Source organism: Klebsiella sp. F11 (assembly GCF_056712265.1).
The window spans coordinates 3,853,767-3,868,494 of the sequence record NZ_CM160060.1 but is presented as its reverse complement, the minus strand read 5'-3'; the positions used below and the strand labels follow the sequence as shown (position 1 = coordinate 3,868,494).

The window sequence follows — 14,728 nt, the reverse complement described above, 5'->3', positions numbered from 1 at the left end:
TTGCCGCCCCGCGTGTGGATTAGAAGTGCACGTTGGCGGTCAGCAGGAACGTACGCGGTTCGCCCGGGTGATAACGGTATCCGCTCTTGTTGATAGAGGAGACATAGTTGGTATCAAACAGGTTATAGACGTTCAGCTGCAGATCGAGGTTACGGTTAATGCGATAGCCGACCTTCGCATCCGCCACCCAGTAGCCTTCAGTGTAGGACGGCGTGCCGACGGCGCCATCGCTGCCGCGGTGCATACTGCCGACATAGCGCGCGCCGGCGCCAAGGGCAAGGGCATCGGTGGCCTGGTACTGGCTCCAGACGGTAAAGGCGTGCTCAGGGGTGTACGGCAGCGAGCTGGTGCCGTCCTGGGCGATGTTTTTGCCCTCGCGGACGCTGGCGTGCTGCTGAGTATATCCGCCGATAACCTGCCAGTCCTGGGTGATATTGCCGGCCAGCGACAGCTCATAGCCTTCAACGCGCTTCTTACCGTACTGGGAATAGGTGCCGTCGTCGTTTTGCTCGACTTCGTTCTCAATATCGGTACGGAACAGGGCCGCGGTCAGCAGCAGGCGTTTATCCATCAGCTCCCACTTGGTGCCCACTTCGCTGGTTTTCGCTTTCTGCGGCTGGAAGTCGGTACGGTTGGCGCTATTCCCCGTGCCGCTCTGGGCCAGGGCAAAGTTGTTGCCTCCCGGAGGCTGCTGGGAGATCGCATAGTTGACGTAGACGTTGCCGTTGTCGGTCAGGTGATACAGCGCGCCGGCCTTCCAGTTCACCAGGTTGCCGCTGGTGGAGGTATCAACGGTGGTGACCGGGGTATTTTTGGCCACGCCTTCCGGGCAGGCAATGGCGCCGCGTCCGGTACCGCCGCAAAGGCTGGCGCTGTCGTATTTGGTCTGGTAGTTATCCAGACGAATACCGCCGTTCAGCTCGAAATCACGGGTAATCTGCAGGGTATCGAAGGCATAGATTCCGAAGGTATCCGTCTGTCCGTTGGCGTTGGCGCCGCTGCGGTCCAGGCCGCCGATGGAGATGGCGCTGTTGGGGTGATAGATATTGACCGACGGCGGCGTAATCGGATAAACGCCGTAGTTGGTCTGCGTTTCGCGGGTCAGCTCGAAGCCGGCACTGATGTCATGCCCGATCGAGCCGGTATAGAACTTTGAGGTCAGGTTGGTCTGGTTGGTCAGAATTTTGTTGCTGACGTCCTTGGTGTTCGCCAGGCGCGACCAGCTCCAGGTGCCGACGTCGTTCGGGTCAGGCTGGGTGATGTTGGTGGCGCCGCCCATCACCGCGGTCAGCAGGTAATCCTGCTTCACGCGCGACCAGCGGGTGGTGTTGCGGATCGTCGTGTTATCGCTCAGATCGTGTTCGAAGCGCATGGTCACCGTATCGGTGGTGGAGTCGTCGTAGTCCGAATCGGTACCGTAGAAGTTGCTGGTCGCCACTTTACCGGAGTTATTCAGGGCTGCGGTGCCCGCGCTCGGGGCGGAGTATCCCGGCAGGCCGATGGTCGGAATGCCGCCGTCCGGGGTGTTGTGCTGGGTCACGTGCAGATAGTTCAGGTACAGGCGGTTGTCGGTGCCGAGGCCGAAGGCGGCGGATGGCGCAACCCCGTAACGCTCATTTTTAACGTTGTCGCGACCGGCATCGTGGGTTTTCTCACCCATCAGGTTCAGGCGCACCGCGCTGGTGTCGCCAACCGCCTGATTGATATCGAGGGTGCCGCGACGGAACCAGGCGCTGCCGACGCTTGCGGAGGCATCAATGCCTGAGTCCAGACGCGGCTGCTTGCTGATCATATTGATGGAGCCGCTTGGCGCGCTGCGGCCGTAGTCAGAACCCGATGGGCCCTTGATGACTTCGACCTGCTCGGTGTTAAAGGTGTCGCGGGTCACGCTGCCGATATCGCGAACGCCGTCGATATAGATGCTGTTTGACGTATCGACGCCGCGCATATAAACGGAGTCGCCGGTGGACGAGCTGCCGTTTTCACCGGCATAAAATGCCCCCACGCCCGGGACGTTTTTCAACGCATCGGTGAGGTTGGTGACGCCCTGATCTTTCATCACCTGATCGGAAACTACCGTTATCGTCCGCGTGGTATCCGCCAGCGGGCGGGAAAACTTAGGGTCGGCGGATTGCGTGGGGGCATACAGAGAGGGAGCCTGCGCTTCCACCACCAGCGTTTCGCCGCTATTTTTTTCAGTGCTGCCTGCCGCCAGCACCTGGCCTGTCGGCGACAGGCTCAGACACAGGCCGGTAAAGATCGTCAACGAGCCAAAACTGCTGAACGGTAAATTTTGTTTTTTGTCCATTTCAATAAGCAACTTATAGTTTTAATTTAAGCCATTAAGAGCGCAGGCAAAGCGATGCCGTGCCCCGACCACTGCAGGTGTTTGTTACAATAACAATGAGTTTGATAATGATTTTGATAACCATTATCAAATAACGGCAAATTTCTATCACTCATTGATAAAAAAATAAATACATTTCTTTACATACACTACATTTTTTCTACATAAAGCGATGGTGCGCGGGGGAGAGGGAAGAGAGAGGCACGACCCGCGGCAGCGTGCTGCTGCTGCGGATCGTCATTTTGCGGCGCTATTCTCAGGATTTAACCCGATATTTTTCGATGAAGTTTTCATCAAGAGTGATGCCGAGGCCTGGGGCGTCCGGTACCCTGACCTTGCCATCAGCGACGGGAATTTTATTACTGACCAGCTGGTTATAGATAAGGCTTTCGCTTTGGGAGTATTCAATTAAATCGCCGAAGCGCGTGGATGCCAGGAAATGAACGGTGGCATGCAGCAGGATCCCGGTACTAAAGCCGTGAGGAACCAGGCTCACGCCGGCTGATTCCGCCAGCTGATTAATCTTGCGGATTTCAGAAATGCCGCCGCAGCGCGTAATATCAGGCTGAACGATGGAGGGCGCCGCCTCTTCGATAAACTGCCTGAATTCGGGGTAAGTGGACAGAGCTTCGCCGCCGGTGATCTTAACGGGCAGGGTGTCGGAAAGCCGACGGTAGCATTTCAGGCTGTCCGAAGGAACGGGCTCCTCAATCCAGTTCAGGTCGAATTCCCTCAGCATCTCGAAGCGCTGCTTCGCCACGGAGAAGTTTTTCCACAGCCCGACAAGATCGATCTGCAGAGCAATATCCGGGCCGACGGCCTCGCGGATACAGCGCACGGTTGCCACGTCGCGCTCGGGATCGACGCCAAAACCGTTGCCGCCGAACTTGATGCTGCGAAAACCCTGTTTAACCAGCTGTAGCGCGCTAGCGGCGCTCTGCTGCGGGAGGCTGGAGGGGATGAACGTGCCGTACGCGTTTATCTCGTCCCGGTATTTGCCGCCCAGCAGGGTATGGACAGGCACCCCGTAATGCTTCCCGGCGATATCCCACAGGGCGATATCAATCGCGCCGATCGCGTGAATCCCCACGCCGCGCCGCCCCATGTACTCGCTGGCGGTAAACATGGCGTCCCACAGGCGGGCAATATCAAGCGGGTTTTGCCCGATGAGCTCGTGCCTGAGACCCATACAGGTCGAGTGCGATATCGGCGCCTCAATAACGGCTTTTACCACGGACGGGGAACTGTCAGACTCGCCGATGCCGGTAATGCCTGAATCGGTATGAACGCGAACGATGACGGCATCGTCGCCCCACTCGCAGCTATCGTCCAGCCCCGGAACGCGCAGCCATATCACTTCTACTTCTGTAATTTTCATTTTCCCTGTCCTTCAACTGAATAGTGTTGTCTGAGCCAGCCCGCCGTTCCGATGATGCAGATAATCAGGATCGCGATAAACGGCGCTGCCGTCAGCGTTACCGCCGTCTTGAGCGTTGACAGTGACGCGTTGATATACAGCATCGCCAGGGGGATTAATCCCAGCATGACGCACCAGAAGAGGCGCAGCGTGCGGGACGGGTCCTGGCCTTGCTGAAGGCCTTTAGAACTGACGGCGGCGACCGTATAGGCGGTTGCGTCGAGGTGCGAGGCGAGGAAAACCACCATCAGCAGGTAATAAAAAAGTGAGCACAGGGTGCCGAGAGGCAGGTTGCCCAGCAGCTGGCGAACGGCGTTTTCGCCTCCCTCCGCTGACAGGATATGCGGAACGTTAATGACGCCGCTGTTAAACATGTCGATGGCATATCCGCTGAGGCTGCCAAAGAAGAACCAGCAGCCCGCGCAGCCCCCCAGGATAAGCCCAAGGATCACTTCACGGATGGTGCGCCCGCGGGACACGCGGGTAATGAAGATCGAAACGCCCGGCGTGTAGGTTATCCAGTAGAGCCAGTAAAATACGGTCCAGTCTTTATTGAAGGTGCCATTATCGATAGGATCGGCGAACAGGCTCATATGCAAATTGCTCAGCGTCAGGCCGACGCTGTTGACGAAGTTATCGATGATAAACGACGTTTTTCCGACCAGCAGTACCACGCAGCCAAACAGCAGGGTCATCCCGCAGGCCGCTTTTGCCAGCTTCTGCATCCCGCCGTCGATACCGATGTAGGAGCTCAAGGAAAAGGTCAGGGTAATAATCGCCAGCAGAATGGCTTTAAGTAAAAAATTATTCTCAATACCAAAAATGTAAGACAGGCCGGATGAGACGGTGCCGACAGTAATCGTCGTCGTCAGCACCAGACCACCAAAGGTTGAGAACAGAAAAATAAGGTCAATAATTCGTCCCAGCGGGCCTTTATCGCTTATTCCGGTAATTGAAGAAATAAGCGAAGAGAGATTAAGTCCGCGAGATTTATTAATATAAAAATGATAAGCCATTGCTAAAGAAGCAATTGAGTATATTGCCCACGGCGTTATCCCCCAGTGGAAGAATACGTAAGAAAGGCTGACTTTGAGGGCCTCTTTACTTTCCGGAGTAATATCCAGTCCGGGCGTTTGATAGTAATAGGCCCACTCCATAAAGGCCCAGTACATTGTCGCCGAACCGAGGCCCGCACAGATAAACATAAATATCCAGCTGAGGTTTGAATATTCCGGATTGCCGTCGCCCAGCTTAATGGTTCCGTAGCGGCTGAAGGCAATGACAAAGGCGAAAATAACGCACAGGAAGCCGAGCAGCTGTACGATGGAGCCAATAGAATTCGTCAGGCTGGTGAACATCTTACTCGCGATTTGCTCTGATGCCGTAGGGTGAAGCATCAGCATAGTAATCGTGGCCAGCACAACGATAATGCTGATGGCGATCAGAAAGAAATCATTTTTCACCGCACCTGTATTTGGTGGTACTCTTTCGTTGTGACTTTTCATATTTATTCCTGAGGCAGAATTATTTTTATAAAGGACCGGGCAGCAGATAACTTCGCGGTAATTAAGGTGGAATTGCGCCACCACCACAACCTCTTTTTGCTTATAGAACTATAAGATTTGATAATTATGGCCGACAATAATCAGCGAAACGTCACCCGAATACCCCAGCTGAGCTGGCTGCTGGCATTTAAGAGCGTGGCCGAACACGGTAGTTTTACCGTCGCAGCTCGTGATCTACATCTCAGCCAGCCGGCCGTCAGTCAGCGTATTTCGCGGCTTGAGGATCTGCTAAAAACGCAATTATTTTTTAGGGATTCAAAAGTTGTAAAGCTGACGGACTCCGGCAAGGCGCTGCTGACGCAAATAGAAAGCCCGTTTGCCGAAATATTGGGAGTGCTGGAGTCATTCCACCAGGCGCACGGTAATCAGCTATTGATGATCGAAACGGAGCCGGTGTGGAACAGGGTGATCTTATCGCCTCTTCTGCCGCCTTTTCTCACCGCCCACCCGGATATTATCTTCCGGCAGGCGCTGACCACCCACCATCTTGACTTTACCGTGGGTACCGAGCTGGCGGTGAAATGGGGAGAAGGAAAGTGGGAGGGCTTTGACGCGCAGTTTCTCTCCGGCCTTGAATACTATCCGGTCTGCTCCCCGGACTATCTGCTGAAACATCGAATTGAAACGCCGGACGATCTCGCCCGCGTCAGAATCCTGCACGAGCGCGACTATGCCGACTGGAACTTCTGGCTCAAATATCATCCGTGTAAGGGGCTGAATCTTAACGACGGGCACGTCGTTGGTGAATCCAATGTCTTGATGTCGCTGTCTATTTCAGGCGTCGGCGTTGCGCTTTGCGGCCTGTCTCTGGTTCGCGAATATATCGCCTCCGGCGCGCTTGTGCTGCCGCTTCCTGGGCATAAGGTCAGGCATTACAAAGCGTATTACATCCTGACGCGGAAAAATCAGAAGATCTCCAGCCAGGCCAAAGCGTTTATTGAATACCTGCACGCAATAAGCCTGGTGGAGTGATGCCGCGGCGCCGCAGGCCGCTTTTTCATTGTGTACGCTGGCGGTCATCCGGGCGGATCAGATCAAACCGCTGGCTTTCATCAATACTGTAGTAGGCGCTCGGGCCGCCGGCGCGGAGAATCGGCCGGGCCTTCGCGGTCTGGTATACGCCGTTCTCCAGCAGCGATTCATCGATATGGACCGCCACCACTTCCCCCAGCACCAGCCAGCTGTCGACGGGGGCGCCGTCGGCGGTCGTTAAGCGGATGCACTGCGAGAGCCGGCACTCAAAGTTCACCGGGCTTTCCGCAACCCGCGGGGCGGCGACGATCCGGCTGGCGGCGGCGGTCAGTCCGGCGCGGACGAATTCGTCTTCGTGACGCGGGATGCTGGCAGAGGTCTCGTTCATGGCCTCGGCCAGCGGACGGGTTGCCAGGTTCCAGACAAACTCTTTGGTTTCGACAATATTCTGTACGCTATCCTTCCAACCGCTGCTGGCAAAGCCGATAATCGGTGGCCGATAGTTAAAACAGTTAAAGAAACTGTAGGGCGCGAGGTTGCGCTGTCCTGCCGTATCCAGCGAGGCGATCCAGCCGATCGGGCGCGGCCCGATAATGGCGTTCAGCGGGTCGTGAGGCAGGCCGTGCCCCTGCGAAGGTTGATAGAAATACATACAATATCCGTAGCGGAAGAGGAGATATCCAGACTCCCTTATTTACCGCGCCGCCGTCAACGGGTATCTTACGCGGCTGTTCAAAGGAGATTGCCATGAAAGCCCAGAAACCGGGGTTACACCCGCGTAACCGTCATCATCAACGCTATGATTTGCCCGAGCTATGCCTGGCTCACCCCGAGCTCGAGGGCTTTATCACCCTGAACCCGGCGGGCGAGCAGACCGTTGACTTTGCCAACCCCATCGCGGTGAAGGCGCTGCTGGCGCACTTTTACGCGGTGAAACACTGGGATATTCCGGACGGCTTCCTGTGTCCGCCGGTGCCGGGAAGGGCGGATTATATCCACCATCTCGCCGACCTGCTGGCGCTGGATACCGGCGCTATTCCCGCGAACGCGAGCATTCTTGACGTCGGCACCGGCGCAAACTGCATCTACCCGCTGATCGGCGCGCACGAGTACGGCTGGCGCTTTACCGGCAGCGAAATCAGCCAGCAGGCGATCTCCAGCGCCCAGGCGATTATCGCCGGCAACCCGGGGATGAGCCGCCAGATTCGCCTGCGTCGTCAAAAAGACGCCGCGGCGATTTTTACCGGCGTGATCCATAAAAACGAATGCTTTGACGCGACGTTGTGCAACCCGCCGTTCCACGACTCCGCCGCCAGCGCTCAGGCGGGCGGCGAGCGCAAACGGCGTAATCTCGGTCTGGGCGCCGATAGCGTGCTGAACTTCGGCGGCCAGCAGCAGGAGCTGTGGTGCGAGGGCGGCGAGGTGGCCTTCATCACCCGGATGATTGAGGAGAGCCAGCAGTTTGGTCGTCAGGTGAAATGGTTCACGTCGCTGGTTTCCCGCGGCGACAATCTGCCGCCGCTGTATCGTGCCCTGACTGAAGCCGGCGCGGTGAAGGTGGTGAAAAAAGAGATGGCGCAGGGGCAGAAGCAGAGCCGCTTTATCGCCTGGACCTTTATGGATGAGGCAAAGCGCCGACGCCCGTTTTAAGGCGTGCGGCGGCCGCACCTCTGCTTAGCGTTGCTGGCTCCCCGGTCTGCTCCGCGCAGCCGGGGCGCTATAGAGTTGGCTGCGCGGGGGCCGGCGGCTCGTCGACGGCGGCGGCGGGCATCGGCAGCACCTGGTAGGTTTGCACCGGAGCGCGCACGCCGGCAAGGTCGAAGTGCCTTTTGACCTGGGTATCCAGCGCAAAACGCACCGTCCACTGCTTCAGCGGCAGCGTGGTAAAGGTCACCCGCAGGGTAAAGGCGGTATTGCTCAGGCCGACCAGCCCGGCAAACGACGGCTCGCCAATCACCAGCCCGCGCACCTCCTCCTGGGCCATCACGTCCGCCACCGCATCCTTCAGCGCCTGGTTGGCCTTATCCAGATCCTCATGGCGGTCGACGTCATAGTTTGCCACCACCGAGCCTATGCCGCGCACGAAGTTGGCGAAGGTGGTGATCGAAGACCACGGAATAATGTGGTAGGCGCCGGTATCCTGGCGCACCCCGACCGAGCGGATCGACATCCGTTCCACCGTGCCGGTTAATGGCCCGATCGTCACCAGATCGCCGGTGTTCATCCCGTTCTCAAACTGAATAAAAATGCCGGTGATAATATCTTTCACCAGCGTCTGGGCGCCGAACGAAATGGCCAGCCCCAGCGCCCCGGCGCCGGCCAGCAGCGGGGCGATATTCACCCCCACTTCGGAGAGCAGGATCATCACGGTAATGGTACTGATGATCACCGCCAGGGCGTTGCGAAACAGCGTCAGCAGGGTTCTCGCCCGGGCGCCCGGCAGCGGGCGGCCGTGAATATCCGAGGCGAGGCGGTTTTCTATCAGACTGGCGAGCAGCGTCCAGCCGATGGCGGAGAAGAACAGGATCAGCGCGATGCGGATAATCACGTCCACCGCCTTCTGCCCGGCGCCGTTGTGCATCCAGTTCCAGAAGTCGAACAGCCCCCAGGCGCTGAGCAGCAGCATAATGGCGACGGCGACCACCAAAATGCGCGCCACCTTCAGCGCCACGGAGATCCAGCCGTTGAGCCGCTTCTGCAGCTCAGGATAGCTGCGCTGGGTTTGCGGCGACAGGGTGATGGTTTTAGCTATCCAGCGCGACAGAATGCCGGAGATCAGCGCCGCGGCGCCGACGATCGCCAGGCTGCGCAGCGTGGCGCCCATCATAAACTTCAGGCTGTTGCCGGGGTCGAAAAGCGAGAAGAAAAACAGCACGATGAAATAGGCGCAGGCCAGCCAGTGCCACACCAGCGCGAAGGCGCGGATAAACAGGCTGAAGAAGGCCAGAGAGCGATCCGCCAGATGGAGTAGTCCTTCGGTAATCGCGTGCTTGTTATGAAAAATCAGGTACAGCGCCCACAGGGTGATGCACAGCATAATGGCCACGTTGGCGAGCGCGCCGACCTGGACGTTGACCTGGTTGGAGATAATCGGCACGGCGACGATCAGGCCGTAGCCAATCAGGCTGCTGAGCGCGCTCAGGCGCAGGTTCCAGTATTTTGCGCTGTCGTCGCTGAGGTTAAACGGCCGCAGCTCCGCTACGCGTGGGCAGAAGATCAGCCGCAAAATGGCTTTGAAGAACTCGATCAGCGCGAAGGCGTTCAGAAACAGGCTCTGCTGAAAGGCGATGGTGCGGTTGCCGCCGTTGAGCCTGTCGCTGAGCAGCTGGCCGACGAACAGGGTGAGCGCCAGCAGGATCAGGTCGAAAATAAAGGCGCCGGCGATTGTGGCCGGCAGCTGCAGCCAGTTGCTGCGATCGTGGTTTTTATGCCGCCCCCACTGGCCCATTTTGCGATACAGCGGCAGCGCCGCCAGCCGCACCAGCCACCAGAAGATAAAAATCAGCCCGGCCAGTAGCAGGAAGGTGCCCGCGGCGTGGCGAAAGGTATCGGCATGGAAGGGCTTATGCGGCGCGCCGGTAATATTGCGCCACAGCTGCGAGAAGCGCGACGAAAAGCGCTCGCCGTATTCGCGGCTGATGTGGGTGACATTTTCCAGCACCGTCGGCTGATCTTGCTCTTTCGGCGGCGTCAGCGTGGGCGCGCTGGCCGGCGGCGGCGTGGCGGCGGCGGTGCGCAGCTGGTCAATTAGCTCCTGGCGGGCGGCGTCGTTCTCCAGCACGTCGGCCAGCGCCGCGTAGGCGGTCTTTTTCTGCTCAAGGTCGGGTTCGCTGCCGCCGGACTGCTGCGGAGCAGCGGTCGGAACGCCGGGCAGGGTCGCGGCGGAAAGCGGGGCGGTAAATAGCGCGGCGAGCAGTAGCAGGATCCACGGCACGAGCACCTCCGTTGCGTCTCAAACCAGTAAGTATAGAAGACGATGTCGGGAGGGCGGGGCTGGGATGAATCTGGAAAGCGGCTCCCCGCGCGGGGGAGCCTTTGACTATCAGGCAACGTGCTGCAGGAATTCGCGCAGGCGCGGGCTCGGCGGGTTCTTGACCAGAACCTGCGGATCGCCATCTTCCGCAATACGCCCTTTGTCGATGAAGATCAGGCGCGAGGCCACTTTTTCGGCAAAGCCGATTTCGTGAGTCACGATAACCATCGTCATCCCTTCCTCTGCCAGATCCTGCATCACCTTCAGCACTTCATGACGCAGCTCCGGGTCCAGTGCGGAGGTTGGCTCATCGAACAGCATCATTTTCGGCTTCACCGCCAGCGCGCGGGCGATGGCCACGCGCTGCTGCTGGCCGCCGGAGAGCTCTGAAGGATAGTGGTGCGCGCGTTCGGCAAGCCCCACTTTTTCCAGCAGATCTTTCGCCAGCTTCTCGGCCGCCTCTTTCTTCGCCCCGCGCACGCGCAGCGGCCCGAACATCACGTTCTCCAGCGCCGTCAGGTGCGGGAAGAGATAGAACTGCTGGAACACCATGCCGGCTTCCTGGCGGATCAGGCGATCGTCTACCTTCGGATCGTTGACCTTCAGGCCGTCGACGATCAGCTCGCCGCTGGTTATCTCTTCCAGCTTGTTGATGCAGCGCAGCAGGGTTGATTTACCGGAGCCGGAAGGCCCGATAATCACCACGACTTCGCCTTTGCTAATCTTCAGATCGATATCATGCAGCACCTGAGTTGGGCCAAAGTGCTTGGAAACGTTTTTAAATTCAATCACAGGATTTTCATCCTTCTTTCAAGACGGCGCAGAATAAAGCTCAGAACCAGGGTGATAATGAGATAAATAACGGCAACGGCGCTCCAGATCTCCAGCGCGCGGAAGTTACCGGCAATAATCTCCTGTCCCTGACGGGTCAGTTCGGCAACGCCGATGACGATAAAGAGCGAGGTATCTTTGATGCTGATGATCCACTGGTTGCCCAGCGGCGGCAGCATGCGGCGCAGCGCCAGCGGCAGGATCACGTGGCGAATCGTTTCGCGCCGGGAGAGGCCGAGCGCCAGGCCGGCTTCGCGGAAGCCCTTGTGGATCGAGAGCACCGCGCCGCGGGTGATTTCCGCGATATAGGCGCCGGAGTTGATCATGATCGTCACCACCGCGGCGGAGAACGGATCGATGCGCAAATCATTAAACGCCATCGGCAGGGCGAAGTAGATAAACATCACCTGCACCACGATCGGGGTGCCGCGAATAATTTCAATAAAGACCAGCGCGATGTGGTTTGCAATCCAGCCGCCAAAGCAGCGGGCGAAACCGGCGACGAGGCCGATTATCAGACCGCCGGCCAGGCCGAGGACCGAGATCCACAGCGTCATTTTGGCGCCTTCCAGCAAAATCGGAATGGCGGGCCAGATGGCACTCCAGTCAAACTGCATAATGGGTTCCTGTTACCGTGTTGAAAACAGAGGATGGCCCTCTGAGAAAAAATGACTCAGGCCTGCTGCGAGGCGATGCCCGGCACAGGGCGCAAGCGCCGGTGCCGGGCGACCAGACCTCAGCAGGCCTGTAAGTGATATATCCGTGCGGATACGGTCTGCTTATTATTTTGGCTCAGTACCGAACCATTTTTTATAAATTTCGTTGTAGGTGCCGTTTTCGCGCAGGGTTTTCAGCGCGCCGTTCACTTTTTCACGCAGCTCGTCGCTGCCTTTCGGGAACGCGATACCGTAGTTCTGCGCTTCCAGCGACTCGCCTACCGCTTTAAACTGGCCGTGGCCGGCGGTTTTGATGAAGTACAGGATATTTGGCGTATCGTGCAGTACGGCATCGGCGCGGCCGGTACCCAGCTCCATATAGGCGTTATCGATGTTCGGGAACTGGCGCAGGTCTTTGGTTTTGATATTGGCCTTGGCGTAGTCAACGGAGCCGGTGCCGCCTTTAACCGCGAGCACTTTACCGTTCAGATCCTTCACGTCTTTGATATCGTTGTTGTTCTCTTTCACCATCACCAGCAGGCCGCTTTTATAGTAGCCATCGGAGAAGTCGATCGCTTTTTTACGCTCTTCGGTAATGGTAATCCCCGCCAGCGCGAGGTCGATGTTTTTCGTTTGCAGCGCCGGGATGATGCCGCTGAAATCCATTGGCTTCAGGGTATAGTCCAGTTTCAGCTCTTTGGCGATGGCGGCCCACAGGTCGACATCGAAGCCCACATACTTATCGCCTTGCTTAAATTCAAATGGAACAAACGCCGTATCGGTGGCAACAATCAGTTGTTTTTCAGCGGCCTGGGAAGAAACCGCAAAAGCCAGGGTCAGTGCAGCCAGTGAAACTTTTAATACAGACTTCATAGTATTTCCTTTTTTATCCACGGGACGATCCCCTGCGAGAACGAGTAACCCTATGAAAAAATCGTGCCAGTTTTACAACCTGTTGTTTTATAACAACCAGGGTCGTTCCTGTTGCACGCTTTCGGGTCTGGCAAACGCAATATGCACCATGGTGGGGCGTCATTTTGGTGCGTCATAAATATGCCGAATAACAAGAACATTTTTAACGCAAACACCGGTGGGAAAACAATCTTGCCGTAACGATTGTGTGAGGTAATTATTACATTTGATTTACCTTAGTATGCATTTTGACCATAGTGGTGCACTTAAATGGTGCATACAGGCGTGGGCAAGAAAAAAGTAAGAAAAAAGCGGGAGAGGCGAGGGGGAAAGAAGCAGTGCCGCCAGCGGGGCTGACGGCATTCGGTGTGCCGATTATTCGATATTAGATTCGATAAACCACAGGAATTTATCCAGATCGCGAGAAGCGGCGGTGAAGATATCGGCGGTATCTTCGTCTTTGGCCTCGCTAATCGCTTTACGCACGTCGTTGGCGACAATCGCGTAGCGGTCGGCCAGCTCTTTCAGGTGATCCTGGACGCTATGAATGTCCAGCGGATAGCTTTTCAGCGGGGTTTTGCTGTTGATAACCTGGGTGGTGCCCAGCGCGACGCCGCCGAGCTGTACGGCACGTTCGGCCATCGTATCAAGGTGTTCGGTCAGCGCCGTGCGGAAGCCATCCAGCATTTCATGAACGGCAATAAAGTTGGCACCGCGCATGTTCCAGTGAGCCTGTTTGGTGATCAGCGACAGGTCGATGAACTGGATAACCTGACGATTGAGCAGCTCAACGGTGGCTTTTTTCTCGCCGTCGGCCACATCATTGCGGGTATATTGCAGGTTAGACGCTTTAGTTTTAACCAGTTTTGCGGTACTCATAGTTTCATATCCTCTTGATATTTATACTCGTCATACATCAAATTCGAATTATATGGAGCGCTTGTCCCCGGTAACTCATGGGGTCAAGTATAGCAACGGATACGCAAAAGGCGGCGTCGGTAGTCTCTATCGGTTTGATAGCGCAGACGTGTTGGTAATTTTAAAAAACATTTAAATCAATGAGCTGCTGGCGTTTTTAGCGAATTTTGCACGGCGCGGCGGCCGTGCAGAAGCGTCCGATAATTTAGCCGATATCCACTTTTTTCAGCTGCGTTTCCCGGCGCATCGTCAGCGTCGACCCCATCGAGGCGAGGATAATCGCCCCCAGCGCCAGGGTCTGCGTAAAGGTCAGCGTCTCGCCAAGAAACACCATTCCCGATAGCGCGGCAAGGGCGGGCTCCATGCTCATCAGAGTGCCGAATGTTTTGCTCGGCATGCGGGTGAGGGCGATCATTTCCAGCGAGTAGGGAAGCGCGGTAGAGAGCACGGCGATCCCCAGGCCCAGCGGCAGCAGCGACCACTGAAACAACGTATCCGTTGCCTGCAGCATCCCCAGCGGCACAAAAATCACCGCCGCAATCAGCGAGCCCATCGCCACCGTTGCCGGGCCGTGTTCTTCACCCGCGCGCTGGCCGGTGAGAATATAGACCGCCCAGCAGGCCCCGGCGCCCAGCGCCAGCAGCGCGCCGGTGAGGTCCACCTGCGCCACGTCCTGCCCCAACGGCAGGAGATACCACAGCCCGAGAACCGCCAGAACCACCCATACGAAGTCGAGCGGACGCCGCGAGCCGAACAGGGCAACCGCCAGCGGGCCGGTAAACTCGAGAGCCACCGCAATGCCCAGCGGTATGCGCTGAATCGATAGATAAAACAGATAGTTCATCGCCCCCAGCGCGAGGCCGTAAAAGAGCAGCGGCAGGCGCTGTTCGGGGGCGAAGCGCAGCCGCCAGGGCTTGAAAACGACCACCAGTATCAGGGTGCCCAGCGCCAGGCGCAGGGCGGTTACGCCGGGCGCGCCGACCAGCGGGAAGAGTGATTTCGCCAGCGATGCGCCGCTCTGGATAGAGATCATGGCGATTAAAATAACAGCCGTCGGCAACCACGCCGGAACCTTACGGGACGAGCCGGGCATCCTTTCTCCTGTCAAAATTTGTCAAAAGCGGTAAAGGTTCCAGT

The 14,728-nt window shown here is 57.3% G+C and carries 12 protein-coding genes; 2 read left to right on the top strand and 10 right to left on the bottom strand.

The features are described 5' to 3' along the window. Nucleotides 1-19: 19 nt before the first annotated feature. The 3 genes from AC1M2H_RS19130 to AC1M2H_RS19120 form a co-directional block, all read right to left on the bottom strand. Nucleotides 20-2,308 (bottom strand): catecholate siderophore receptor Fiu, encoded by a 2,289-nt coding sequence (locus AC1M2H_RS19130; protein WP_480148620.1) that lies wholly within the window; start codon nucleotides 2,306-2,308, stop codon nucleotides 20-22. 295 nt (nucleotides 2,309-2,603) lie between these two features. Next, nucleotides 2,604-3,725: a mandelate racemase/muconate lactonizing enzyme family protein gene (locus tag AC1M2H_RS19125; RefSeq protein WP_480148619.1), complete on the bottom strand. Its 1,122-nt coding sequence runs from the start codon at nucleotides 3,723-3,725 to the stop codon at nucleotides 2,604-2,606. Continuing rightward, on the bottom strand, nucleotides 3,722-5,227 hold the full coding sequence (locus tag AC1M2H_RS19120; protein ID WP_480148618.1) for a BCCT family transporter: 1,506 nt from the start codon (nucleotides 5,225-5,227) through the stop codon (nucleotides 3,722-3,724). Before AC1M2H_RS19120 ends, AC1M2H_RS19125 begins: the two co-directional genes overlap by 4 nt. 168 nt (nucleotides 5,228-5,395) lie before the next feature. Between AC1M2H_RS19120 and AC1M2H_RS19115 the strand changes: the two genes are divergently transcribed. Then, on the top strand, nucleotides 5,396-6,301 hold the full coding sequence (locus AC1M2H_RS19115) for a LysR family transcriptional regulator (protein ID WP_480148617.1): 906 nt from the start codon (nucleotides 5,396-5,398) through the stop codon (nucleotides 6,299-6,301). A gap of 25 nt (nucleotides 6,302-6,326) precedes the next feature. Here AC1M2H_RS19115 and AC1M2H_RS19110 read toward each other — a convergent pair whose 3' ends face one another. Further along, the gene (locus AC1M2H_RS19110) at nucleotides 6,327-6,953 is read right to left on the bottom strand and encodes a flavin reductase family protein (protein ID WP_480148616.1); all 627 of its coding nucleotides are present in this window, start codon (nucleotides 6,951-6,953) and stop codon (nucleotides 6,327-6,329) included. Between the two features lie 95 nt (nucleotides 6,954-7,048). On the opposite strand from AC1M2H_RS19110, the gene rlmF reads away from it, so the two are divergent. Then, nucleotides 7,049-7,951: a 23S rRNA (adenine(1618)-N(6))-methyltransferase RlmF gene (gene rlmF / locus AC1M2H_RS19105; protein ID WP_480148615.1), complete on the top strand. Its 903-nt coding sequence runs from the start codon at nucleotides 7,049-7,051 to the stop codon at nucleotides 7,949-7,951. Between the two features lie 67 nt (nucleotides 7,952-8,018). Here the strand turns inward: rlmF and ybiO are convergent, their stop codons facing one another. The 6 genes from ybiO to rhtA all read right to left on the bottom strand — a co-directional run bounded on the left by ybiO (nucleotide 8,019) and on the right by rhtA (nucleotide 14,684). After that, nucleotides 8,019-10,235 carry a mechanosensitive channel protein gene (ybiO, locus tag AC1M2H_RS19100; RefSeq protein WP_480148614.1) on the bottom strand — a complete coding sequence of 739 codons (2,217 nt, stop codon included), beginning with the start codon at nucleotides 10,233-10,235 and terminating at the stop codon, nucleotides 8,019-8,021. A gap of 108 nt (nucleotides 10,236-10,343) precedes the next feature. Beyond that, a complete protein-coding gene (glnQ, locus tag AC1M2H_RS19095; protein WP_480148613.1) occupies nucleotides 10,344-11,066 on the bottom strand; it encodes a glutamine ABC transporter ATP-binding protein GlnQ in 723 nt (240 codons plus the stop codon). Then, on the bottom strand, nucleotides 11,063-11,722 hold the full coding sequence (glnP, locus tag AC1M2H_RS19090) for a glutamine ABC transporter permease GlnP (RefSeq protein ID WP_032700530.1): 660 nt from the start codon (nucleotides 11,720-11,722) through the stop codon (nucleotides 11,063-11,065). Before glnP ends, glnQ begins: the two co-directional genes overlap by 4 nt. A gap of 165 nt (nucleotides 11,723-11,887) precedes the next feature. Further along, complete coding sequence (gene glnH, locus AC1M2H_RS19085) at nucleotides 11,888-12,634, bottom strand: glutamine ABC transporter substrate-binding protein GlnH (protein WP_480148612.1); 747 nt, start codon at nucleotides 12,632-12,634, stop codon at nucleotides 11,888-11,890. Nucleotides 12,635-13,048: 414 nt separating this feature from the next. Continuing rightward, a complete protein-coding gene (gene dps, locus AC1M2H_RS19080) occupies nucleotides 13,049-13,552 on the bottom strand; it encodes a DNA starvation/stationary phase protection protein Dps (protein ID WP_480148611.1) in 504 nt (167 codons plus the stop codon). A 244-nt stretch (nucleotides 13,553-13,796) separates the two neighbouring features. After that, the gene (gene rhtA, locus AC1M2H_RS19075; RefSeq protein ID WP_480148610.1) at nucleotides 13,797-14,684 is read right to left on the bottom strand and encodes a threonine/homoserine exporter RhtA; all 888 of its coding nucleotides are present in this window, start codon (nucleotides 14,682-14,684) and stop codon (nucleotides 13,797-13,799) included. Between the last annotated feature and the right edge of the window lie 44 nt (nucleotides 14,685-14,728).